The following is a 26656-nucleotide window of genomic DNA, read 5'->3' on the forward strand; positions in this document are numbered from 1 at the left end:
TTCCCTAGTTTACAAACTTCCACCAGTCGAAGTTGAGCAGGTCGCCTTCGTCGCCTTTAAATACGAAGTAAACATCGTGCGCCCCTTCTGTTTGTTTCACCTTGATGGATTGGGTTATCCAACCGCTTTCGTCACCCTTTACATCGAGTGTTCCCAACAGTTCTCCGTCTTTTTCGTCAACACGGATTTCAATGCTGCCGCCGGCCAAAGCTGCAACACCAGCTTCAAACTTTTTGGCCCTTTTTCCAAAATCGACATTGCGTACCCGAATGTAATCCCCATTATTAATTTCAGTTACATAAACACCGCCTAAAATAGTGTCGTTGATTGTTTTCACGCCCTCTGTCCAGTTAATGGTTTCGGCTTCTGTCCGTTTAAAAGGGTTGAGGGTACCAACCGGTTCAATCCCTTTTTTCTGCCACCAAGGCAGTTCCGGGATAGTTCCGTCGGGGTTATATGTGAACTCATCCACACAGATTGAACGCCGTTCGTGGTGTTTATCGGTGAGCAGAAAGTTCAGTTCGTAATTGAAGCCAAAGACATAAGACTTCCCTTTATATTCGATAATACCCGGATGGTTTCCCGAAGACTTTTCATTAGGGCGCATAATGTAACCTTTGAATTCCCATGGGCCGGTGGGACTATCGCTCATGGAGTAACCAATCCCTTCGGGGCAACAAGTTGAAGCATAAGCCAGGTAATAATGCCCATCCCGTTTGTAAATCCAAGGGCCCTCCTGATAATGATACGGGTCTTTCTCCCCTTCTACCTTGACAAACTCAGGACTGGTTTCAACCTTACCGGAATAAGAAATCATGTCCTCGTTGAGTTTTACATACCACACCTGTGGGTTTCCCCAGTACAGGTAGGCCTGTCCGTCATCGTCGATAAAAACACTGGGGTCAATATCCTGCCAAATATGATCAGATTCAATTAAGCGTTTTCCCAGCGGATCCTTAAACGGGCCATAAGGACTGTCGGCCACCAATACACCGATTCCGCTTCCCTGCACCGGGCAATACAGGTAGAATTTTCCGTTCCGTTCAATACATTGCGGCGCCCAGGCTCCATTGTCCTGTCGTCCCCAAGTGAAGTCTTTCAGTGTGGCAATTACCCCGTGATCCGTCCAGTTTACCATGTCGGTTGAGGTGTAGCAACGCCAGTCTTTCATTCTAAATCCGCCCATGCCTTCGGGCGTAGAATCTTCGTCGTGCGAGGTGTAAAGATAAACCGTGTCGTTATAGACCATGGGGGCCGGATCGGCCGTAAATACGGTCTGAATTACCGGGTTTTGGGCAAAACTGACAGAACTCACTACCATCCCACCCAACATTGTAACTATCTTTAATGGATTTTTCATTCTTGGTTTTTGTTTCGATCTTTGATGCTAGAGTTTTACAATTGTCTTCTCACCATTATAAGTAATGGTTTTATCATACTTTTCGACAGCTACATCCCCTGCACCTTTGTTTTCCGAGACTTTTACAATATTGAACGTTTGTTCAGCCAGCATTCCCGGGTATGAGCCTTTCCTATCTTCGATTGTCAAGGTTTTGTCGGTATCATTCCACCTAAAAGTAATCGCAGAATACACACCTTTTTCGTAATCATAACCATCGTTTTCATCTTCATATAACGTAAATTCGCCGTTAGCACCTTCATAGATGCGGACTTCCAGGTTGTCGCCGTTTTGTTCGCTAGCGTATTGCACTTTGGACCCTATTGGTAATATTGAACCAGCTTTTACATAGAGCGGAATAATGTCCAGTGGGGTTTCTTTTATCACCGTTTGTCCGCCCTTCAGCTTTTCGCCTGTCCAGAAATCGTACCAGCCAGACGCTTTAGGCAGGTAAACCGTCTTTTCGCGAGTCATCGGCTCTGTAACCGGGGCTACGAGAATCGATTTTCCAAATAAGTACTCAAAGGTTTGGGCAATAGCTACCGAATCGTCTCGAAAATCCATGACCAGCGGGCGCATTAATGTGGAACCGTTTTCGGTTACTTGCCAAGCCTCAGAATAAATATAGGGTAGCATTTGATAGCGCAGATTCAACATTTTACGCATGTCGTCCTCCACCACTTGTCCGTACTTCCACGGTTCGGTTTCGCTCATGTAACCGTGAATGCGAAAGACGGGGTTGAACGCTCCCCACTGGAACCAGCGGATGAGTAACTCGTGGTATTTTTCATCGGAATATTGCGATGGGCCCGGGCGGAAGAAACCACCAATATCGGTTGTCCAGTACGGAAAGCCGGTAATGGTGTAGTTCAGCCCAGCTACAATCTGCCGACGGTAGCTGTCCCAATTGCCGCCAATATCGCCCGACCAGTTGATGACACCGTAACGTTGCTGCCCCAGGAATGCCGAACGGGTGAGAATGCAGACCCGTTTGTCGGAAGTAGCTTCGCGCTGCCCTTCGTAAACGGCCTTGCTCACCATTAACGGGTAAGTCAAGCGGTAAAAATCGCCCAATCCGGCATAGGTTGTTTCGCCTTTCAACGCATCGTTTTCCGGTTCAACGGCATCCATCCACCACGAATCCACACCGTTGTCGAACATGTTATTTTTTAAGGTATTCCAATAGGCTTTTCGGGTTTCCGGGTTGAAATAGTCCAGCCATTTGGTATTCGGGATAAAGCGTTTTTCAGCCACGTAAGCCTTCCCTATTTCCGAATTCTGGTCGGGGTTCGACCAAATAGAAATATTGAAATGAGCATTTAAATCATGCAACTGCTTTATGAAACCAGAAGGGTTTGGGTAATTCGATTCGTCGAACTGCGGCACGCCCCAGCCATTTTTACCCCAATACTGCCAATCCTGAACGATAACATCCATCGGAAGTTTTCGGTTTCGGAACTCCTGTACCGTTTCAATTAACTGGTTAGATGACGAATATCGCTCGCGGCATTGCCAGAAACCATAGGCCCATTTAGGTAACATGGGGGCACTGCCTGATAAATTCCGATAAGTGGAAATCACCTTGTCTGCCGACGGGCCGTAAAACACCACGTAGTCGAGCTTTTTGGTAACCGGCGACCGGAATGTGGTGGTATTATCCACCAGTTTCCATGACAGTTTTGGTTGATTATCGGCTTTGCAAATCAATTGCACCTGGTGTTCACCTGCAGACAGCTCAACCAATGTTCCGGCAGTTGGCGGCAACCACATATTACTTTCATCCAAACAGGGCTTTCCGTCAATGGTCACAAAATGGCGGTTGCCCATATTGCCTAAGTCGAGAAAAACAGAATACTCCCCGTCCTTTTCTACCCGAAATGTTCCGGTATAAAACGATTGGTTTTGCGAAACTTTTTGCGTACCAGAAGTTGTGGTCACCTCGACCAGCTGGTTTTCTTCTCCCGCTTTTTGTTGTTTGGTCAATTCAACAAAATTTTCTGTTGGGTTGAAGTCCGTTAAACCGTATTCGTGCCAAAGTAAGCCATAGCCTTTGCTGGAGTAGATGAACGGCAAGGCAATCTGCGTATTCACCTGTGTCAGGCTCCGGGTGATGCCCTTCAAATTAAAATTGCCATCCTGAAACTGGCCCAGACCAAAAATTGACTCATCGTCGGGTGACTCAAAACTTTGCTCCGCTACATAACAGGCTTGCCCCGCAATACTAGAGGCATCAAGCTTCCGCTGGCCGCCCACCTCGTTGAGGAACACGCTTCCCGACAAATCGGCATAGGATAATTTTCCGTTGCTTTTTTCAACAATTACCTGCATGTTTTTCAGAATCACCTTTAAGGTTGAAGCGCTCTCTTCCACCTTAAAAGCAGGAACAGGCTGTTCGCGAACAAAAATCAGTTCGGGCAAGACGGCCAGTGTATCTTTGGTAAAAGTCACCCTAACCGCGTTATCTGCAACCGGATAAATGGCCAGCGTGCCGTTCGACACCTGAAACGTAACGCCATCTTTCCCTTTATGAAATCCTCTTGCACCTGCTGCTTCCCGACTGCTCACCAGAAAAAGACTGAAGATGAGCAGAGAAATGCTCACAAATGCTATTCTGTTCTTATTCATTTACAATTCCTCTTGTATTACATTAGTTTATATACACTAATCACCACATAGGGCTCTTCATTGGATTCCAGCTTTGGAATATCCAGTGTTCCTATAAATAGGGCATGATTCAAATAGTCATATGAACTTGCAGAAGGAGCTTCGAGGTCAATCACCGATTTCACATAAAAGCCGCCTTCTTCACCTTTTGCCGGAGTGTGCATTAGCGCCTTGTTTGCAACCCGAATAAGAATGCCGTCATCGGTTTTCAGCAGGTAACGTGCATTGAGTTCGGTATCGCCGTCAGGGCGCACTAGTTGCCAGTCTTCGCCATAAGGCAACACTTCGCCCTTTATTTTTGGCCCGCTAAACGTGCCACCGGTAATCGGAATCATACGCCGCGTACCCCGTTTGCTCTCCCCAACAGTCAACATAGTGCCGATTTTTACCTTTGCTTCCCACATCAGTTCGGTTTTGAAATCCAGGTAAATACTATCGCCATTTTCCGGGCTGGCACTCTGTGCAAAACCACTCCATGAAATGAACAGCAATAACAGGATTACCGCTGTTCCAAAACTATTCCGTTGAAATGCAAAGTTCATACGGTTCTTTTTCTCTGGTAATACTTTATAGTTTAACCACAACCTCATCGCCCGAATACGTCAGCGCTTTATCCGGCTGGCTCACAATTTCATTTCCTTTTGCTTTGTCTTTCGAAGCAAGCACTATGTTGAAAGTCCGTTCGGTCAACATTCCAGGAAATTCGCCATTGCGTTTGCCAATCGTCAGAGTTTTGTTAGCGTCGATCCATTTAAATGTAATGGTTGAATACACCCCTTTTTCGTAGTTGTAATTATCGTTTTCGTCTTCGTACAGGGTGAATTCGCCATCAGCACCTTCGTAAATACGGATCTCCAGATTATCCCATTTTTTCTCAGTAGCGTATTGCACTTTGGGTCCGATAGGCAGAATAGCTCCGGCTTTAACATACACGGGCGTTGTATTGATGGTTGTTTCTTTGGCAATTTCCTGTCCGCCATCGAACTTTTCGTTGGTCCAGAAATCATACCAGGCCGTACCTTCCGGCAAATAAACGGGCGACGATTTTACTTCGGTGAAATCAACCGCCGGGAAGCCTTCTTTCGTTTTGGCGTTCCCTTTGTTCCAGCCGCTTGCTTCGTCAACTTTCACTACTTTTTCGGGGGTGTATTGCGCGTTCATGACCGGCGCTACAAGCAACGACTGGCCAAACATATACTCGCTGTTCATATCCCACACTTTTTGGTCGGCCGGAAAATCCATCACCAAGGCGCGCATAAAGCTGGAATTATTGCTGGTAACATCCCACGAAGTGGTATAAATGTACGGCAGCAGAGAGTAGCGCAAATTGATGGCATTCGCAATGGCATCGTAAACCGGCTCGCCTTGTTTGCCAAAGTAGTAGATTTCACGTTTCATATCTGTTCCGTGTGAACGCATCATCGGGGTAAATACGCCGTATTGCAACCAGCGCACATATAATTCCTGGAACAGCGGATTTTTGGCTGCTGTTCCATCGCTCCACGACTTGTTGTAAGCCCCGGCAAAGAACCCGCCGATATCGGAATTGAAGTTCGGATTTCCGATTAAGGTGAAGTTCAAACCGGCAGGAATTTGGTTGCGGAATGAGTCCCAGGATGAACCCAGGTCGCCCGACCAAACATTACAACCATAGCGTTGTTGACCGGCAAAACCGGAACGGGTTAAAATGAATACGCGCTTATCGGAAGATACTTGTCTCTGATGGTCGTATACGCCTCCAACGGTTTCCAACGGAAAGGCGTTGCGCATTTTGCGGAAAGACCCCAGATAGGTTTTGTTATCAAAATCCTTTGGTTTGAAATCGAGGTGGTCAGGTTCTGTGGAGTCCATCCACCAACCATCAATACCTAACGAGAAAAGCCCTTTGTCTAGGTATTCCCAGTAAATGTCCCGTGCTTCCGGATTAAAAGCATCATACACCTGAACGCCCGAAGGATAATTCATGTCAGGCGGCCAGATATCTTTCCCGGATTGCGGCCAGGTTTGAAAATCCATCAGCATGTTCTTTTCTTTCAATTCTTTGTATTGTGGTGTTTCCGGTCCAAAAGATGCCCAGATTGAAATAATCAGGTGTGCATTCAGATTATGAACTTCGTCAACAAATTTTTGCGGTTCCGGAAAGCCCGGGTTCAGAAACGACATGCCGTTCCAGTGGTAGTTGTCGCCCCAGTATTGCCAGTCCTGAATAATACCATCCAATGGAACACCCAGCTCGCGGTATTTTTCAACCACACCCACGGTTTCGTCCTGTGTTTTGTAACGTTCGCGGCTTTGCCAGAAACCATAGGTCCAGAGCGGGAACATAGGCACTTTGCCGGTCAGGTCGCGCATTTCGGCAACCACGCCATCGGCATTTTTACCATACATGAAATAATAATCGATGCAATCGCCAACTTCCGAAGCAAATTCGGTACCGGCTTCATTATCGGTAAAATCGGTAGGTGAATAGTTGTCCCAGAACAGTCCGTAGCCTTTTACCGATTGGAAGAAAGTTGAAAAGTCCCAGGTGTTATTCTGAACCATGTGAACTTTCTGGTTGCGTTGCGACATTTTCCCGTTTTGCAGGATTCCCAACCCATAAATTGCTTCATTGGGGTCGAGGGTGAAGGATTGCTTAACCGAATAAGTCTCGTTTCCGGCATCGTTAAACCGGGTGAAAGCTGTGCTTCCAGCCTTTTCTGTCAGCAAGGCATCACCGTTTGCCGACAAGTACGACACCTCACCTGTTTTGGTATTGACCTTCACCGTCAACACATTGCTAAGCAGCGATATCGTGCTATCCGATTCAGTTACGTTAAGCGGGACAGCTTCGGCTTCTTTCACCACCGAAAGGCTCTTTTTTTCAACGGTTTCTCCCGGAAGCGATTTGATTACCCGAACAATTCCGGGTGTATAAAATTGGACTTCCACAACCGTGGAATCGATGGTTATTTTTATCCCTGAGGCCGTTTTTTCGTACGACTGCGATTTGCAGCTTACGCCCAGAATAAACACAAAAGCCAGCGAATAACAGATTAATTTCATTAGTATAGGATTTGATTTATTTTCCAGTGACCGTCGAATTTAGTCATTTTGGGGCGGAACACTCACCCCTTCCTGTTTCTTAAATTATTTCAACAAGCAGCTATTTCTACTCAAATTTCCACCAATCGAAGTTGAATAATTCACGACCGGCAGTGATGTTATGCCCGTTAAAACACAGGTAAACATCATGTTTCCCGGTCACCGGAGAAGTGAGTTCAGACCTAAAAAGCTGAAACTTCTCCCATCCTCCGGTGCGGGGAAGGTCGATGGATGCCACAAGCGGGCCTGCTACACTATCGAGGCGGACTTCCAGGATACCTCCGTCAACCCCTGTCGCCAATGAGGCAGAAAAAGACTTGGCTTGTTTAGTCCCAAAATTAACCTCTCTTACTTTCAGGTATCCCTTCAAGCGGGCATCCGAAACATAAACGCCAACTTGGTCATTCTGGGCAATAGCACATTTCTCCGACCAAGCCATGGTTTCCGCTTCAACACGCTGATAAGGGTTGAGCTCCCCCACCGGCTGCGGGCCTTCCGATGACATATTCACCGAAGGAATGGTACCATCAGCATTGTAAGTAAATTGCTCCACGCATGCTGCCCTTCCGTAACTTCCGCCTCCCGGAAGCAGCCCGGTATGATAGAAGATATAGGAATTGCCCTTGTAATCGATAATCCCTCCATGATTGGTAAAACTGTTTGTTTTCTGGTTTTCCATAATCTTGCCCTGGTATTTCCAGGGGCCAACCGGGCTTTCGCTCATCGAATATGAAAGGCTCTCGCCCCCTTTACCCATGCCGGCATACATCATGTAATAGTTATTGTTTCGCTTATAAAACCAGGGCCCTTCAACATACATGTCTTTATTTTCAATGCCCAACTTGCGGTTTTCCCTGTTACCTCCAAACGTTTCCACTGTAGTTGGAACAGATTCGATATCGCCCGAGTACGAAACCATGTCTTCATTTAGCTTGACATAGAACAAACCGCCATTTCCCCAATAAAGGTAAGCCTGTCCGTCGTCGTCAATCCAAACCGTCGGGTCAATATTTGACCAACTACCATTGCTAATCAAAGGCTTTCTAAGCGCATCTTTAAATGGTCCGGTTGGCGAATCAGACACCGCAACGCCAACAGCCATGTTGTTTTCAACAGTTTGGGCGCAGATGTACCAGTAAAACTTTCCGTTGCGCTCGATACACTGAGCTGCCCAGGCCCGGTCACGCGCCCACTCAAATGACTCCAATGTTATCGGAACACCGTGATCCGTCCAGTTAACCATATCAGTTGATGACAGCACCCGCCACTTGGTCATGTAATAAAAGTCGAAGCCGGGAATGTCGTCCCCGGTGTACACGTACATGGTATCATGGTAAACCATCGGCGCCGGGTCGGGCGCAAAATGAGCCTGCACAATCGGATTTTGAGCTTGGATACTACTGCCGAAAAAGGCGGCAATTCCAAAAGTCAAAATCAATTTCGGAGAATCAACCAACTTTGTAAAAAAGCAGTCTATTTTATTTATTGTTTGTTTTTTCATCGTCATTTTCGTGTTTTATAGTTCGGTTAAGTTTGCTGTTTTAGCTCATTTTTTCATTTTCCACCAATCGAAGTTGATGCTGCCTTTGAATACGAAATACACATCATGCACCCCTTTCGCTTTTTTGATTGAACATGACTGTGTTTCCCAATTTTGCTTGCCGCCGGTATTTTTCACATCCAATGTTCCCAACAGCTCACCGTCTTTCGCGTCAATACGGATTTCGATTTTTGCTCCCGGAGTCGCTGCGGCAACACTTGCTTCAAACTTCGTTGCACCCTCTTTAAAATCGACACTACGCACTTTGATGTAGTCGCCGTTGTCAATTTTAGTCACATAAACCCCGACCTCATCGGAACTGAGTGTTTTCAGCCCTTCAGACCAACCAATGGTTTCGGCCTCTACCCTTTCGTAAGGGTTTAAGTTTGAAGCGCTCTCCGTTACACCTTCTTTGGTTGGTGTAATCAACGGGATGGAACCATCGGCATTAAACTCAAAAGGCTCAATACAGACCGAGCGTCTGAACCCGGTACCATCGGGTAATCCGGCGTTGTGGTAGAACAGATAAGATTTTCCTTTAAAATCGATATATCCGGGGTGATTGGTAAAGGCGCCCTTATTTTGAATGACGTGCATGATGGTATCGCCGTAAACCCACGGACCGGTTGGTCCGTTGCTTGTTGAATAGGCCAAATGCTCGGGCACGCCTCCTGCCGGATAAAGCATGTAATATTTGCTGTTACGTTTGAAAAACCACGGGCCTTCTTCGTATGCAGCAGTGCGGTTTTGAATTTTCTTTGAGCGATAACCAAAGGTTTCGTCATTGAGAGGTTCCTGTACAATGCCGACTTCTTTGTCGTAAGAAACCATGTCCTCGTTCAGTTTTACATACCAAAGGTTCGGGTTTCCCCAGTACAAGTAAGCTTGTCCATCATCGTCGATGAACACAGTCGGGTCAATATATCCGTAACCAATCAGCAAGGGTTCTCCGATGGCATCTTTAAACGGGCCGGTTGGACTGTCCGATACCGCCACGCCAATCGCATTTCCACCTCCCTTTTGATTTACCGGGACATAGAAATAATACTTCCCGTTACGGTAAACACATTGACCGGCCCAGGCATCGCCCCTGGACCAGCTAAAGTCTTTGTAATGTAAAATTGCACCATGATCCGTCCAGTTTACCATGTCTGTTGACGAATAGCAGCGCCAATCGTTCATGGTGAAAAAGTTGTTTACCGTCGAATCTTCGTCGTGTGTGGTATAAAGATAAACCGTGCCGTCGTGAACCATCGGCGCCGGGTCGGCTGTGTGATAAGTTTGAATGATTGGGTTCTGGGCATATCCCAGAACCCGTATCATCACCGACAAAGAGATAACCAGTATTAGCTTTGTTTTCGTTTTCTGCATTGTTGAATCGTTTGGAATTAGTTTGTTTCAGGTCTCATCCCCGACATTACTTGGCCCAGGCTTGTCCTTCGGGGGTACGCCGCCATTCGAAATAGGTATCAAGCACTTTCAATGACTGCTCACTTGGAACCGGCCCAATATGCGGTGTTGGGCCCAGGTACATTACCTTCGGGTTTTGATCGCTGAAAGCCGGCCATTCGGGTACCCCTTCACCGTTCGGGTTTCCGTATTTAGCAAAGTTTGTCCAGTAAGTTCCCATTGCTTCCGATATTTCCTTGTCCGAAGCCGAAGTATTCGGGTCTGCGTTGTTCAGATGCTGGAACACATAGGCAACTTCTTGCCCATGGGGAGAACCGAATCCATACATAGGCGAACCTTCCTGAAAATCCGGGTGTTGGTCAAAATAATAGTAATAGACCTTCGATTTCCCGGTTTCGGATTGAAGGCGTGCCCACGCCCAGGTTTGCCATCCAAAAGCGGCATCGCGCATTAAATCACGCGCTGTTTTGGGTACTGAATTCTCGCCCGCCGGATAGGCAGCGATCAATGTATCAGCAAACTGACCGTAACGCGCTTTTACGCCTTCGATATATTGTTCCGGCGTTTTTTCCCTTGAAAAGCTTGCCCCTTCGTCGGAATTGTAGCCAATAAGCACCGGAATATCGTTATAGTTGCCGTTCTGATACATGATGTGCTGGTCTCCCGGGATGACGTAACCGTCAACGATGGGCCATCCGCCGGGCATTGTCCATCCCGCCGGGATAAATTTTTCGGCATCCATCTGACGCAATTCCGCAATCGACGAAGCACCAAATTGCTTTGCATATTCAATACCATCTGCTTCAGCCTGTTCCAGGGTTTTCATATTTTCTCCCGGGTACGTGGTCGGACGGGTTGGCCCAAATGAACCGCCGCTTTCGGAAATTGCCCCTTGGAACAAACCTTTTGCCAGCGGCGAGGCGCACAGCATGCTTACAGAAATTCCACCGGCTGATTCACCGAAAATAGTTACTTTGTCGGGGTCGCCGCCAAATTGGGCAATATTCTGCTTAATCCACTTCAAGCCTGCGATCTGATCAAGCAAACCGTAGTTACCGGATACATGATCGGGACTCTCAGCAGTCAAATCCGGATGAGCAAGAAAACCCAACTGACCAACGCGGTAGGCAATGCTAACCAGTACCACCCCTTTTGAAGTCAGTTTGGCACCGTCGTACATGGGATCGCAGGTTGAGCCAAAACTAAAGCCTCCACCGTAAATCCAAACTAAAACCGGGATTTTGTCTTTCGTCGATTTTGCGGGGGTCCAAACATTCAGGTACAGACAGTCTTCGCTTTTGCCCGACTGAGGATTTCCACCCTGCATAGGAGCTGGTGCATAATCGATAGTTTGCTTCACCCCTTCCCATTGTTGAACCGGCTGAGGGGCTTTCCAGCGCAATTCCCCAACCGGAGGGGCGGCAAAAGGGATTCCTTTGAAGATGGTCATACTATCGGTAACGGTACCCTGTATCCAGCCACCTTCAACTTTTATCTGCCCGGGTTGAGCATTTGAACAAGCGCTGAAAACAACTATCATCGCTGCTACTATGAAAAAAGCTATATTCTTCATGTCTGTTTATTGAATTGTAAGTTTCATGGTTTTCAAATCATTTACATCAGAACTGGTTCCGTACAGAATTTCGTATTCGCCGGAGGTAACAGCCATCTCTCTGCTGTTCCAGTCGTAAAATTCAAAGGAAGATGAAGGCAGGTCAATCACCGCTTTCACGGTTTTTCCTTTCCCTACTTCAACCCGTTTAAAACCTTTTAAGGTTTTCAAAGGACCTTCCAGGTCATTCACCTTCCGAACGTAAACCTGCACGATTTCAATCCCGTCGCGTTGGCCTGAATTGGTAACAGGTACCGTTAGTTGAACTGAATTGTCCGTTCCGATAGTTGTTTTACTCAAAGTTGCATCACCAATCTTAAATGCGGTGTAACTCAGTCCAAAACCAAAAGGAAACAAATAATCGGTCGTGTAACGGTAGGTGCGGCCTTTCATGGAATAATCTTCGAAATCGCCCAGCTTATCCGAGTTCTTATAAAAGGTGACGGGCAGTTTCCCGGCCGGATTATAGTCGCCAAATAACACATCGGCAACAGCTTGTCCGCCCGACTCGCCGCCATACCACGCTTGCAGAATAGCATCGCAGCTTTGGGTTTCGGGAGACAGAGCAATGGCCGAACCCGAACAATTCACAAAAATGACGGTTTTACCGGCTTCTTTCAGTGCTTTTAAGCAGTTACGCTGAACCGACGGCAACTCGATATTGGTACGGTCGCCCCCTTTAAAGCCGGGGTAATTGACCGGCATTTCCTCGCCTTCGAGCTTACCGGAAAGCCCGCCAACAAACACCACCACATCTGTACCTTTCAGTTTGCTGATTAGATTGGTATAGTCAACGTCTACTTCCTTTCCAAAGTCGAATTCAATATTCGCCTGCCAATCATTTTTCTGGGCGTAGCGGATTTGAATTTTATAGTTCTTTCCGGCTTCAACCTGGCAAGGAATTCTCGCAGGAAGTGTTCTCCAGTTGTTGTATTTAGCAAGCGTGTCCCCATTTACCACCAGTTCGAAATAGCCTGTGGCACCGCCTTTAAACACAATTTCTTCGGTCACTTTAGGCACAAATTCAGTTTCGTAAAGCGCAGAAAAACCTTCAAGCTTAACGCCCGATGCAAATTCGTGCTGACCGGCTGTGGTCATTTTTATCGGGTCGGTAATTTGCTGTGTGGCAACAATATCGCCTTCCCAGTCGGGGGTGTTCCAAAAGGAGGCTTTCACCCCTGCTTTGCCATCAAATGAAAACTGTCCAAAATAACTGTCTGTCACTTTATCTTCGACCAAATCGCAACCTTTATCATAAACGATTTTCTTTTCCGAAATTTTCGTTTTGATGCCGTCCAGGATGGAAATGGTACGGACCGGCGTTCCGTTGTAGTTTCCCCACAACATTGGCTTATCGTTGGCATTAGGCCCAATTATGGCAATCCGCTTTTCATTTTTGGACAAGGGTAATACGTTATTTTTATTTTGAAGAAGTGTCATAGTTTCATGGGCCATATTGAGTGCCAGTTGCTGATGTTCCTTATTATTTAAAACCGATGCCGGAATTTGTGCCCATGGAACAATGGAATCAGGGTCGAAGTCGCCCAAATCGAAACGGCCGACAAGTAAGCGCATCACACTTTTGTCGATATCCTCTTCTTTTATCAAACCACGCTCAACAGCTTCAGGAAGCTGCATGAAGGGGTAGTTTTGCCAGACACATTCCACATCGGTACCAGCCAGAACAGCCTTGGAAGCCGCATGGACAGCATCGGACGAAACTTTGTGACTGGTAAAAAAGTCGGTAATGGCGCCGCAATCGGACACCACCATGTATTTGTAGCCCCAATCGTCGCGAAGGATACGCTGCAGCAAACGCGTGTTACCGCAGCAGGGCTCGTCGTCCAGGCGCTGGTAGGCGCACATCACCTGCCGTACATCGGCATCCTGCACCAAGGCTTTAAAAGCAGGGAGGTAAGTTTCGTTCAACTCGCGCGGGTCAACATTGTTCAGGTTCAGCTCGTGGCGGCTCCACTCCGGCCCCGAATGCACGGCGTAGTGTTTGGCGCAGGCCAGCAACTTACGGTATTTGGCATCTTCGGGTCCCTGCAAGCCTTTTACCACCTGAATACCCATGCGGGAAGTCAGGTAGGGGTCTTCGCCATAGGTTTCCTGACCGCGTCCCCAGCGCGGATCACGGAAAATATTCACATTCGGCGTCCAAACCGAAAGGCTCAAAAAACGCTTGTTCTCGTTGCCCGATTGTATCCATTGGTTGTATTTGGCACGGGCTTCATCTGAAACGGCATTGTAAATTTGGTATAATAGTGCATCGTCAAACGAGGCCGCCATGCCGATTGGCTCGGGGAAAACGGTTACGTTGTTATTATTGGCATATCCGTGAAGTGCTTCGCTCCACCAATTAAATTTTTTAATTCCCAAACGTGGTATTGCGTCCGATTGGTCGCACATCAGGGTGGCCTTTTCTTCAATGGTCAGTCTCGATATTAAATCTTTTGCCCGCTCCTCGGAACTCAGCTCAGGGTTTTGATAGGGGTATCGCTGGGCGCGCAAAGTGCCCATAAAACATAGAAACAGTGCCATAAGCAAAGCACTTCTATAATTCCAATATTTAACTATATTCATAAACATTCAGTAAAAGTTAGTTAATCGGTTTTAAACTAGCTGCAAATCCTCCCCTACGGAGCATTTTCACTACTATTTCAGAATTGTTGTCGACAACCAAGTAGCGTGTCGAAAACTCTGTATCGTATTCTCCATCGGCAATCAACGTAAGCCGATATTTTTCCCCTTTGGGTAGAAAATTGAATTTCAACAGCTTGTTTTCATCCCTGCGTATTTCAGAATTGATGCCTCCCACATACCAAATGGCTCCTTTGCGGCGGGCCAAAATGACGTCTTTTCCCGGAAACCCATCCAAAAATTTGGTGTCGTCCCAGGCATTGGGAACTTCACGCAGGAAATTTTTAGCGGCATCAGGCAGATTGTAATACCCCTTGGGGCGATCGGCCAAATGCTGTATGCCTGACTCAAACAACACGCTCAAGGCCAACTCATGACCGTATGATGTGATGTGCGGGTACTGCGAGTTGGTGAAGGTCACAGGAGTGTAGTCCATGGCGCCCACCACGTTGCGGGTAAAAGGCAGGATGGAGTTGTGCCCGGGCGCTGTGGTCGTAAGCTCAGGACCGTTATTGTACCATTCGGCACCACGTACGCCTTCGTAGGTCATCAGGTGCGGATAGGTGCGCGCCCAGCCACGTGGCACCAGGCAGCCGTGGAAGTAAACCATGATTTCGAATTTGGCAGCATCTTCTAAAATGTCGATGTAATAGTTAATCATGTCCTGTTTTTCGCTTTCGAAGAAGTCAACTTTCACTCCATAGATTCCCATTTCTTTCAATTTGGCAAACTCTTCCATTCGGTTTTGATGGGTGAGCATGCGGTCTTTGGGCGTAGCGTTCACCCAGGTGTGGTCGCCACCCGAGTTGTACCAAATCAAAGGTTTCACGCCGATGGAATAGATGTATTTTAAAGCATCGTCGAGATTACCGCCATCGGCCATAGCATCCCACTCCCAGTCGAGCAAGGTATAAGGCCACGCCATAGATGCTGCCAAATCGGCGAAGGCACAAACGGTTTTGTAACTGCGGGTTCCGTGATTGTCGGACCAATAGTTCCAGGACGCCTTTCCGGGTTGAATCCAATCGGTGTTCGCCATGGTCGGTGGTGTCGAAACGTCGTCAACCAGCGTCGATTCAACAATATCGGCAAGTGTTCCAATAATGATCACGCGCCAGGGCGATTTCCATGGAAGTGTTATGGCTGGCTGTGTATCGCCTTTCTCGCGAGCGTTCCACTTGTCTGGGAAAGTAAGTTTATAGTTGTTTTTTTCGCCGTAATTGGTGAGTTTTGTGCCGCAATAAGTGCGGTCCAAATCGGCTTCGTGAATCAGGTACCAACAAGCTTTGTCGGGCGTATTGAAAAGCGCGGGGTAGCCCCAGTCTTCCTGCTCATTGCCATCTGGTTGGGTACTGTAAAGCCCTTCGTTGGCCGGGTTGAATTTGGTGAGCCAGCGCATAGTACTATCGGGAATGGAATAAGCCGTGAATTCGTCTTTCACCACAAAAGCTCCTTCCTTTTCAGGAAATTCGTAGCGAAAAGTTATTCCGTCGTTATATGCCCTGAGAATGAGGTTCATTTTTGCTTTCGAAGGATTTTCGAACGACACCACCACTTCATTGGCCTGATTGCTACACTGGCTACGCTTGCCATGAATGGCGGTATATTGTTCGTTTACCAATCTTGGCTTTCCGACTTTCAAAAATTTCAATTCACTCGAAAAATCCTGATCGCTGCGCGAAAGCCCCAGCGTAATCTTCGGAATGACAAGGACTGTGCGACCACTGTCCATGTAATTAACCCGGAGAATCCATCCCCCTAATTCTTCCTGCTCGTGCAACTCAACCTGAATGCAGTTGTTCGGAGAAGAAACTCTCACCGGTCGGGCCGCTACCGAAAAGAAACCGGAAGTACACGTAAAAAAAAGCAGAAACAGCAGAGTATTACGAAGTTTCCGTCGCACTATAAGTCTCCCAAAAAACTTGCCTTGCTCACAAATTATTTGCTTGGTCTCGGTTGCATCAGTCATCATCCACCTCCGGTTAATGATTGACGACAACCGGGCGTATCAGTTCAAGCATTTTCTCAGCATAGCGGCGTCCAAGCTCCCGATAAGCAGCTGCTGTAAAATGAAGTTTATCTGGAATTACAGCCAGGCCTTTCGACGAGACCACATAAGCATTTGGAATAACTGAGGGCAAGTTGTCAATAATTTCATTCATGCTCGCACAGGCTCCTCCCTGGTCGGCATTAACGGTTTCACCAGCCAGCAATGGTACTGCATCGTAACTGAGGCCCAAGTCAGCACAAAGGTTTTCATATACTTTCTTCACCTTAACAGGCCATTGATGGTCGCCCGTATTTGATTCTCCCTGGTGAAGCAAAATTCCTTTAATAACACCTGCTTTTTGTGCCTCCTTTGCCATTTCAACCAACCGCCCGTAAGGATTATCATCATATTGCTTAATCCATGGAACCATCCACGAAGGGGCCGTTGCGATATACTCAGCACAACTATCCTTATCGAACAATTCGATTTTACATCCCCCTACTGCAACGTTTATCACGCCGATGCGAATGTCTTCGGGCAAACTGTCGACTAACATGCGGCCAAAGTAGTCAGCCGGAGTCAGGCCAGTATTACATCGGCATAACGGAGGGACAGCGGTATACCATTGACCTTTTTCTCTATTCAGCTCCGGACAATCCAAAGTGGCCATTAGCCGAAACCGCTCACTCACATGGATGGTGTCCTGTGCTTCAATCCGAGCATTTCCTTCCATATTGGACTGACCAAAACAAAGGAAAATATAGAAATTAGGGTCGGGCATCTGCTGCGAACCCAGCATTCCATCCGATTTAAAAAGTAATTGAGAAAACTGCCAGAGATTGTCTTTCCATACTTTGAAGTCATGGTAACCACCAGGAATTACCTGATAAATATGCGGAACCTCATTTGCCTCTAAGTAATCGTGTGTACGTTTGCTAAAGTTGATCAGGCCGTCCTGATCTCCACACGAGATCCAAAGTAATTTCAGTTGCTGTTTCGCTTTTCCCGGATCAGGAACAAGCAACTCGGGGGTTTTCGTGTTTGGAGCCGATGAAAATCCACCCACCCAGGCAAATTTATCGAGGTTCCCCAGCCCAAAGTTCAGCGATTGACCACCTCCCATCGATAATCCAGCAATGGCACGATCATCACGATCCGCCAATACAGGGTAATTCTTTTCAACAAAAGGGATCAGATCGTTCAATAAATCTTTTTCGAAGGCAGCAAAAGCAGCCACTTTGTCCGGGGCCATAATATTCCCGATTGCACGGTCATCTTTCATCGCTCTCCCATTGGGAAGCACCACAATCATCGGTGCTAACTTGCCTTCAGCATAAAGGTTATCGAGGATAACTTGCGGAGCTCCCTGATTGTACCATTCTTTTTCGTCGCCACCGATACCGTGCAACAGGTATAAAACCGGATATTTTGTATCATCAGAATATCCCGGAGGTGTGTAGATTAAAGCTCGTCGATTGGTGCCTACTGTTTCCGAGTGATAAACAAGTGTATCAATTTTCCCATGTGGAATATTCGATCGGGACACATCAAATCCAAAAGGCGTAGACTCCGTGTACTTCTGTGCATTCACAATAAGAGAAAAGACCATGAATGCCACAAAAAAAGTTTGTTTCATTTGCTATCAGTTTAGTTTAGAAACGGCAAATTACACCAATTGCCCACGAGGCACTTTCAGTTTTGAATATTTAATTTGCGATTACAGATACCACTCAGCAAGTTTAGAACTGCTCCGCAATTTATTTGTTAGGGGTGTTCCATTTGTATGTTTTGCTACATTCAATATTCAAGGTTTGATTACCGCTTTGCATACGAAAACCTCCTTGTTCCAGTGTCCAATTACCATCTGCACCAACAAATGCTAAGTCACTGCCTTTAATGGACAAGGTAACAGTTTGGGTTTCGCCAGGCTGCAGTTCTACTTTTTTAAATGCTCTTAATCTACGGCTCTCCGGTGTAAGCGACGCCACCAAATCACGGCTGAAAAGCATAACTGCTTCTTTTCCTGATTTCGGACCGCTATTGGTTATATCTACAGAAAAATGTAATTCGTCCTCAGCTGTAAATGAGGTCATGTTCGTTTTGAAATTACTGTATTCGAATGTAGTGTAGCTAAGTCCGTAGCCAAAAGGCCATTGTACAGAGATAACTGCATCATAGTCATACGCTCCCTCCATTTTGTCTATTTCTTCGCTTACCCTGTAATCATAGGTGGTAAGTTCGACTTGATTGCGCGGGTATGTGTATGGCATTTTGGCACTCGGATTGACACTGCCGTCCAAAATATTGGCCAACGCATCGCCACCAAAATTACCTGGCAACAAAATGTTTATGATACCACTTGCCAGCGGCACAATATCGTTGATAATACGAGGCCTACCTTCATTGAGTATTAGCACAATTGGTTTTCCTGTAGTGGCCAAGGCTTTTATAAGTTTACGTTGATTTGGAGAAATGGCGAGATCGTTGAGGTTACCGGGCGTTTCGCAATAAGAGTTTTCACCAATACAAGCAATGATGATATCTACATTGCGTGCTGCGGCAACAGCTTTATCAATCTCCGGCTCATTTTCTTCCGTATAACTACCTTCCGGTTTATAGGTTACTCCTTGTTCCAAGCGTACATTGTCCGCACCAAATTTGTTGCATATCGCCTCGTAGATGGTATTATACTCACCGGCAAACCTATCGGTAAGATGTCCTTGCCATGAATAGCTCCATCCACCGTTCAGACAGCGCATCGAATTGGCATTTGGGCCAGTGACAAGGAGTTTTTTTCCTTTTGTTAGAGGTAATATGTTATTCTCATTTTTAAGCAGAATCATCGACTCTTCAGCAGCATGGAGTGCTAATTGCTTGTGTTCATTACTACCAAAAAGCGGATAATCTTCAGTCAATGTATTAGGGCAATTGAAGAGATTCAAGCGGAGTTTTAATCTGAGAATCCGGCATACAGCATCATCAATGCGGCTCATGGGTACCTTATTTTCTTCCACCAATTCTTTCAGCAGTGTACAGAAATGAAGATCGTAAGGCTCCATCGCCATGTCGATCCCTGCATTAATAGCTATTTGGATAGCCTCTTTCTTATTGGCTGCGATGTGTTCCCGTGTGTAAAGATTGTCAATATCTGCCCAATCAGTTAACAACATTCCATCCCATTTTAAGTCTTCTTTCAACCATTTGGTCAGCAAGTCATAGTTGGCATGAACCGGCACTCCGTTAATAGATCCGCTATTGACCATGATGGTTAATGCTCCGGCTTCAACACATGCTTTAAAAGGTGCAAAACATTTCTCACGCAGGTCGGCATCGGATATGTAAGCTGGAGTTCGATCTTTACCAGTACGCGACATGCTGTACCCCATATAGTGTTTTACTGAAGTCGCGATACGATCTGCTGGGATATGATTAGGATCGTCGCCCTGGAAGCCACGAACGGCAGTACTCCCCATGATTGAGTTAACCAGACAATCTTCGCCGTAATTCTCCCAAACACGTGGCCATCTCGGGTCGCGTGCCATGTCCACAGTCGGGGAATAAGTCCACGGACAGTTGGCTGCACGGGTTTCATAAGCAGTAACCTGGGCCGATTTGTATGCCAATTCGGTATTGAACGAAGCCCCAATATTAATATTTTGCGGGAATAAAGTACCCCCCAATGTGTAGGTGGTGCCATGATTCTGATCTAATCCATAGATACAGGGAATACCGATTTCTTTCATCGATACATCCTGTATTTTACCGATAATCTCTTGCCATTTCTCACGACTTTGTGCAACAGGACCAGGGGCATTTAAAAAAGAACCAACTTTGAATTCAGCAATGGCCTTGTGAAGTTTGGCATCATCAAGTTTGAATTCATCATTAACGAATTCACCTAATACGTCAATGCTAAGTTCAGTCATTTGACCTATTTTTTCATCAAGAGTCATTTTTTTAATGATGTCATTCACCTGCTGCTCTATCTTAGTATCTTCCGCAATTGCTGAAGGAGGGGTTACCTGCGTAGTGCAGGCAACCATAATAGTTGATGAAAAAATTAGTAATACTTTTTTCAGTGTCATAAGCCAATGATTAATTTTTTGTTCATATTACTGTACGGTTACCATATCTACATAGTAGCCATGTCCTACGCAAAGAAATCCGCTTTCAGCCTGAATTTTATCCAGAACCTCTTGTGTTAACTGTACTTCCTTCACTCCGTCTGTTGAGAACTCGATTACAGAAGTGCCCGGTAGATCATTCCACCAGCCGGTCGTGGTGCGTAGCTGATGATATGCAGCTTCAGCGGCTACAGAATAGTGAATACTCAGGACAGCACCGGCTTTTAACGAGGCAAATACATCACTGCCAATCAGGTTGAAGGTTTTGTTCGGACTGTCGTCAGGAAGATCCCACGACACGTAATGGTGTCCTTGCCAGAGTACAGTGGTTGAAGAAACAGTGACTGTTTGTTCGGTAACGACATTCTTATCAACATAGAATTGTAAGCCTGCACCGCTTTGGATAACACCTGTCAGTTGGTATTCCCCGTCATCCAATTGAGGACAGGTAATTGCGATTTCTGTGGAAGATTGCCGGGTGAACCCGGTGATCGTCTGTCCTGCGAAGGTCAGTGAAGCAATCTGGTCGAGATTGATACCGGTCATTACCCATTCTCTGTTCGCATTGGTACGGTCGGCCCCTGAAGTGATAAGTGCCGTGTAGGTGACTTTGACGGTGTTGCCACCATACTCGTTGTTTTCATTGTCTACCAGTACCACGCGATGCTCACCTTCGGCCAGGTCGGCCGGAACTTCATATTCGATATAGGGATTGTCTTCTGAAGCGACGTAAACGATATTATTGATGGTTATTCCATCAATAATAATGCTCGTTACGTTGTCGAGATTGTTGCCATAAAGGCGGGCGCTTATACCCGGCGCGATGATACGCTCAAAGCCGACTTCTGTTGTCCAGGGGTCGTCCGCCAAGGGATTTACCTGTACAATACCCTCGCGATAGGTCGACTTACCGGCTTCGGTTGAAACGATTACCTTAAAATTGTATGTCCCTGCTTTGAGGTTGATATCGAGTGACGTTCCGGTTTGTACTTCAACTCCGTCGATCTGCCATGAAATGGTGGTATAGTCAGCCGGAGTGACGGTCAGTTCCATTTGAAGGTTGGTATTCCGGCTAATGTTGGCGACAACAGGCAGTTCGCCGTTTACGCGATCCGGGAAAATGGGATCGAGTATCCGCGGGTCGTCACTGGCAGTAGCTGTAGAGAACGGATCTTCGTTGTTGCACGCTGTGAATGTAAAATTCATCGCAAGCACGGCAACCAGTATAAAATATATTGTTTTCATATTTCTTCTATTTACATCTTTATCGTTATTCCGTAATTATTTTGTTCCACCATACAGGTGTGTTCCAGCTGTTAGCGCCCCCCATCCGGTTCAACGCTTCGTCATAACTTGCTTTGTTGTATGACGATTCGAGTACCGGGTAGCAGAGACGTACCGGAATTTCTGAACCTCCGGTTAGGAACTGGCCGAAGCCGTAATCTGCCGGAGATTTAAGTGCGGGATAACCTGAGCGGCGCAGGTTGGCCCAGCATTCGGCCGGGTTGGTGAGATGAAGAATCCATGCTTGTGTATTAATCGCTTTCTTTTTTTGCTCGTCGGTGTAGCCTATGTTTATATTCGGGATGAACGCGTCAAAATCATCGTCGGACACTGCCTCACAATTATAGTTATCGGTCAAAAAATCCATAGATGCCCGCACGCCTTGGATATACAAGTCATTAACAGAGCTAGCTCCAACATTCCATCCTTTTAATTTGGCTTCTGCTAACAGGAATTTCACTTCTGCCGAAGTTATCACAACCCCCGGACTACTGCCTTTGAGAAAATTATTAGCCAGTTTTGGCTCGGTCTCGCGGGCTACACTCGGATTGACTGAAGGATTGGTCTTGGCCAGCTCTTTCAAAATATCGCTGTCGTAGCCTGTAGGCCACGGTTCCCATGAGAAAGCTCCCGGATCGCGGGGGTTCGTTTGGATGCCTTTGGCGATTATCTCGTCAGTTAAATCAACACGGTTGGCCGGACTTGTGGCACTCATAAGCCCGTCGTAATAGAAGCGGGCGATTCTGAAAGTACGGGGATCGCCAGTGTTGTAAAGTTGATTGTATAAGGTAGAACAAAGATAGCTGGGATTATTGGCAGGGTCGTTACCGAAAAGCAACTGAGACAGAGCATTACCCCGATAATCGGAATAGGCTTCCTGCCCAAAGCTAAACGAAATATCCATGTATTTGATAAGTGCGTCGTCGCTGGCAGTCTCCAGAATGCCGCCATCGGTTTGCAGCGCTTTTTCAAATTCTTCCTGAGCCTTTTCCGGTGCTACATCGGAGATTCGCATGGCAAAGCGCAGACGAAGTGAGTTGCCCAGCTTTTTCCATTTTACAATGTCTCCGTTGTAAATAACGTCGCCCGTAATTCTGTCTTTGGCGGCGTCAAGGTTTTCAACAGCGCTATTCAACTCCAGGAAGAAATCATTGTATATTTCTTCCTGCGTGTCATAACGGGGGTTGAACTTTCCTTCGAGAAAACCCTTGCCAGCTTCGCTGTAAGGTACATCACCATAAATGTCTGTGATAACAGACATGAGATAGACTCTGTATATACGCAAGACTGAATTAATATTAACCTTTAGGCTGTCGTTGGCAGTATGGTATTCAGCGTCCGTGATGTTTTTGATGGCTGTTGGATAAAACGATGTCCAGATGCGGCTCATCTCACTGTTGTCTTGCGTGTGACGTCCTCCATAATTTGTGGTATTCCAACATCCCATGAGCTGTTGATTGAAAGCGTAGAGATAGTTGCGGTAAATTTCAACCATTCCCAGGTCTCCATAAGTTTGTAGCTGTGCCGTAGTGAGCTGGGCGTTGGGGTCAACAGAGGCAGCCTTCGAGGGGTCGGTGTTCATATTTTCCATGTACTGATCAGTGCAGCCGGCAAAGAACAGGACAGAGGTCACCAATATTATTGCTATATAGGATAGATTGTATTTCATTGTATTATATTCTTTGTGAATGAATTAAACTTGAAATTCGTTTAGAATTTAATGTTGACGTTGAACCCGTAGCTTCTGCGCGACGGTAATGAGCCATATTCCATACCCATACCAGTCGTGTTATTGTAATTGGAATCCGGATCGATGTTCGGAATGTTTTTCCAGATGATAAATGGGTTGCGTGCAACAAACGAGAGGTTGAGACCTTCTACAACATTTTTCAACAGGGATTTCGGAACATTGTAGCTCAGCGTTAGTTCGCGTAGTTTCACATACGAGTTGTCAAAGACAAACATTGACGGTGCATTGCGGCTTACACTCATCCAGTAATCCTCTGGGTTGATGTAAATGTCGTTGGGACGATAAGTGCCATCGCCATTGTCAATTACCCCGGGAGCGACAAATCCTCCGGTGGGGTTCCAGCTGGTAGACCCTTTGGCGATGCCGGCAGCTTGACGTTGTTCTTCAGAGCGGTACCATCCCTCTCGTCCGGCAAGTGTTTCTTTGCTCTTGCCCGATTCATAGGCTGCACGGGCAGACATGGAGTAGAGGTCGGCTCCCACTTTTACGTCGAAGATTGCTGAAAGCGACAGTCTTTTGTAAGTCAAGGTTGTAGTTGCACCTCCGGTCCAGTCCCAGGAAGCATTACCCAGCACGTGATTGCTCTTGTCATATTGGGGCAAACCTGTCTGCGGGTCGATGAGTACTTCTCCATTATCATTGTACTTAAAATCAGGTCCTACAATCGAACCAAAATTCTCGCCGACCTTGGCTGCCACCTGAACATCGAGCCAGGCAGCTTTTTCCAATTCGAACATATCCATATCGTCGACAAGCTTTTTTACTTTGTTGCTGTTTTTCGAGAAGTTCAGATTTACATCCCAGGAGAAGTCTTTGGTTTCAACGGGACGTGTATTGAGTGCTATTTCGATACCTTTATTCTCAATTTCGCCGGCATTAATCAGGCGGTAGTTGTAGCCCGATGTCCAGGAACCGGCCATGCCCATAATCTGGTTTTTACTGGTCTGCGTATAGTAGGTAAAATCAACGCCAACCCGGTTTTTTAGAAATTTTGTATCTAAACCGATCTCAAAAGAGTTGGTCTTTGTCGGTTTCAAGTCCTTGTTTGGAATGGTGTTGTTGTCGATATAGCCGATGGTGTAGCCGGGATAAGTAAATTTGGATTTGGTGTACACCAGCCCTAACTGGTAGGGGTTCGTATCGCTGCCTACCTGGGCCCACGACATGCGGAGCTTTCCGTAAGGCATGAATTTTTTTACCTGAGCCAGTTCGGAGAACACAAAGCTACCCGAAAAAGAAGGATAGACATAGATGTTGTTGCTGGTAGGAAGCGTCGACGACTGGTCGCCGCGCAGCGTGGCGTCGAAATAGAGCATGTGTTTCCAACCCAGATTGACAGCACCATAGACCGAGTTGATTTGCTTGCGGTAACTGTTCAGTTCGATGCTGGTTTCGTTGAAGCTCATCAAGGCCACTACGTCGCGAATTTGCATATCCTGAGCTGTGATAACCGTGGTTTGGTTGTTCACTTTGTACACGTTCCCGCCGAGGGTCGCATTAAGGTCGAAATTTCCCCAGCTTTTGTTGTAAAGGGCGAGCAGCTCAAAATTGTACATGCGATTTTGGAACGAACTGCTTTGAAGGCGTCCTGCTTCAAAACCGGGAGTGGTGGGGGCTTTAAAGTCTTCGAAAGTAAACCAGTTGAGTTCGGCTCCCGCTGTTCCCTGCAACTTCAAATGTTTATTGATATTCCAAATAGCCTTTCCGCTGAAGCGGAATTGATCTTTCTTCGAGTCGTTGCTATTTTTATAGACATCCCAATAAGGATTCACGTTGTAGGGATCCATGCCATTCCAGTTGGCGTACTCGCCATTCTCATCCTGGTAGGTTTTTAACCACCGTTGGTCGTAGGTGGTAGCCAGCGTCATCAGGTTTTTCCCAATATTCGACTTGCTGTCGCCCAGCGCGGGACGATTTTTTACGGCCTCACGCGTATAGTTAGCATTGAAATCAAAATCCACCTTGTCCAGCGAAGTATTGGCACGCAGGTTAAAGATGTCACGGCTCATATGGGTTTCCGGAACAATATCTTTGTTCCGCATGTCGGTGTAAGTGAAGCGTACGCCGGTGTTGCCGTTGTTTGTGCTGATGATGGCCGTATTGCTGGCTGTAAGACCTGTGCGGAAAAAGCCCGAGGTATTGTCGGGTATGATGAGATATGGCCGCTCTGCGCCGTCGAAATATTTCAGGGAATTGGTTCCGTCAGCTTTCGCACCCCAGCTTTTATTGGTATTGGATACGGCATCGATGCTGTAGGTTCCGTTGCTGCCCATCCCATAAGTCTGTTGTATGTCGTTCCATTTGACAAGTTGTGTGTCGAAGGTCACCGTTCCGTTGTATTCCACGTCGAAACTGTCTTTGCCGTTGGCTTTTTTCGTCGTGATGAGGATGACACCATGGCTGGCGCGGCTACCGTAAAGAGCGGATGCGGCCGGACCTTTTAGCACCGATATATTTTCGATATCATCGGGGTTGATGCCCGAAATACCATCGCCAAGGTCGAAACCACCGGATGTGCCGGCACTACCGTAATTGGTGTTGTCGAGTGGAATACCATCAATAACATACAGGGGCTGATTATTTCCGGTCATCTCGGTATTTCCGCGCAAGAGTACACGGGTAGAACCCGATGGCCCGCCAGCAGTTTGACTGACCACCAACCCGGGTACACGACCGGCCATTGAATTGATGACATTGGTTTCCTTGGCCTTTGTCAGGGCGTCGCCTTTTACTTCGGCCACATTATAACCCAGCGCTTTGCGTTCTCTTTTGATTCCAAGTGCAGTAACGACTACATCGCTAACCATTTTGTTGTCTTCTTCCAGAACAATGTCCAGCGGAAGCTGACCAACCGCTACTTCCTGGGTTTTATAACCGATGTAACTGATAACAAGAATGGCCCCGGGACGGACATTCAGGCTGAATTTGCCTTCTTCATTGGTTATAGTCCCGTTGCGGAGATCTCCTTTTTCTACAACAGTTGCTCCAATGATGGTGCCAGAGGCATCCCTCACCGTTCCTGTAATTTTAAGTTCTTGTTGTTCTGCTGCGGGATCATTTAAACCGGCCGCTTTCATCTGAAACACGCTTCCGAAAAGGCAGGTAGATAATAGTCCGCAAAACAAAATGTATTTGTAAGCTTTTATTTTCATCGAA

The 26656-nt window shown here is 46.7% G+C and carries 14 protein-coding genes; all 14 read right to left on the bottom strand.

The annotated features are described in order from the left end of the window. Positions 1–4: 4 nt before the first annotated feature. Entirely contained in the window at positions 5–1360 is a 1356-nt protein-coding gene (locus GJV22_RS12135) for a glycoside hydrolase family 43 protein (RefSeq protein WP_163713635.1), read from the bottom strand. A 27-nt stretch (positions 1361–1387) separates the two neighbouring features. Continuing rightward, on the bottom strand, positions 1388–4024 hold the full coding sequence (locus GJV22_RS12140; RefSeq protein ID WP_163713638.1) for a glycoside hydrolase family 31 protein: 2637 nt from the start codon (positions 4022–4024) through the stop codon (positions 1388–1390). Between the two features lie 17 nt (positions 4025–4041). Beyond that, entirely contained in the window at positions 4042–4605 is a 564-nt protein-coding gene (locus tag GJV22_RS12145) for a DUF3237 family protein (RefSeq protein ID WP_205461851.1), read from the bottom strand. Between the two features lie 25 nt (positions 4606–4630). Continuing rightward, positions 4631–7108, bottom strand: a complete 2478-nt coding sequence (locus GJV22_RS12150) for a glycoside hydrolase family 31 protein (protein ID WP_163713641.1) — start codon at positions 7106–7108, stop codon at positions 4631–4633. Positions 7109–7214: 106 nt separating this feature from the next. Further along, positions 7215–8648, bottom strand: a complete 1434-nt coding sequence (locus tag GJV22_RS12155) for a glycoside hydrolase family 43 protein (protein ID WP_163713644.1) — start codon at positions 8646–8648, stop codon at positions 7215–7217. 45 nt (positions 8649–8693) lie between these two features. Beyond that, positions 8694–10058: a glycoside hydrolase family 43 protein gene (locus GJV22_RS12160; protein WP_163713647.1), complete on the bottom strand. Its 1365-nt coding sequence runs from the start codon at positions 10056–10058 to the stop codon at positions 8694–8696. 46 nt (positions 10059–10104) lie between these two features. Beyond that, positions 10105–11670 (bottom strand): carboxylesterase/lipase family protein, encoded by a 1566-nt coding sequence (locus GJV22_RS12165; RefSeq protein WP_163713650.1) that lies wholly within the window; start codon positions 11668–11670, stop codon positions 10105–10107. Positions 11671–11676: 6 nt separating this feature from the next. Beyond that, on the bottom strand, positions 11677–14253 hold the full coding sequence (gene xyl3A / locus GJV22_RS12170; RefSeq protein WP_238480325.1) for a xylan 1,4-beta-xylosidase: 2577 nt from the start codon (positions 14251–14253) through the stop codon (positions 11677–11679). 58 nt (positions 14254–14311) lie between these two features. Further along, on the bottom strand, positions 14312–16171 hold the full coding sequence (locus tag GJV22_RS12175) for a glycoside hydrolase family 97 protein (RefSeq protein WP_238480326.1): 1860 nt from the start codon (positions 16169–16171) through the stop codon (positions 14312–14314). A 163-nt stretch (positions 16172–16334) separates the two neighbouring features. Then, positions 16335–17978: a sialate O-acetylesterase gene (locus GJV22_RS22245; protein WP_238480327.1), complete on the bottom strand. Its 1644-nt coding sequence runs from the start codon at positions 17976–17978 to the stop codon at positions 16335–16337. Between the two features lie 121 nt (positions 17979–18099). Beyond that, positions 18100–20427, bottom strand: coding sequence for a glycoside hydrolase family 3 N-terminal domain-containing protein (locus GJV22_RS12190; RefSeq protein WP_163713657.1), 2328 nt, complete (start codon positions 20425–20427; stop codon positions 18100–18102). Between the two features lie 27 nt (positions 20428–20454). Then, positions 20455–21711 (bottom strand): hypothetical protein, encoded by a 1257-nt coding sequence (locus tag GJV22_RS12195; RefSeq protein WP_163713659.1) that lies wholly within the window; start codon positions 21709–21711, stop codon positions 20455–20457. 25 nt (positions 21712–21736) lie between these two features. Continuing rightward, positions 21737–23419 carry a SusD/RagB family nutrient-binding outer membrane lipoprotein gene (locus GJV22_RS12200; protein ID WP_163713662.1) on the bottom strand — a complete coding sequence of 561 codons (1683 nt, stop codon included), beginning with the start codon at positions 23417–23419 and terminating at the stop codon, positions 21737–21739. 41 nt (positions 23420–23460) lie between these two features. After that, complete coding sequence (locus GJV22_RS12205) at positions 23461–26652, bottom strand: SusC/RagA family TonB-linked outer membrane protein (RefSeq protein ID WP_163713665.1); 3192 nt, start codon at positions 26650–26652, stop codon at positions 23461–23463. Positions 26653–26656: the final 4 nt, after the last annotated feature.

Origin of the sequence: Mangrovibacterium lignilyticum (assembly GCF_010882175.1) — a bacterium.
GTDB lineage: Bacteria > Bacteroidota > Bacteroidia > Bacteroidales > Prolixibacteraceae > Mangrovibacterium > Mangrovibacterium lignilyticum.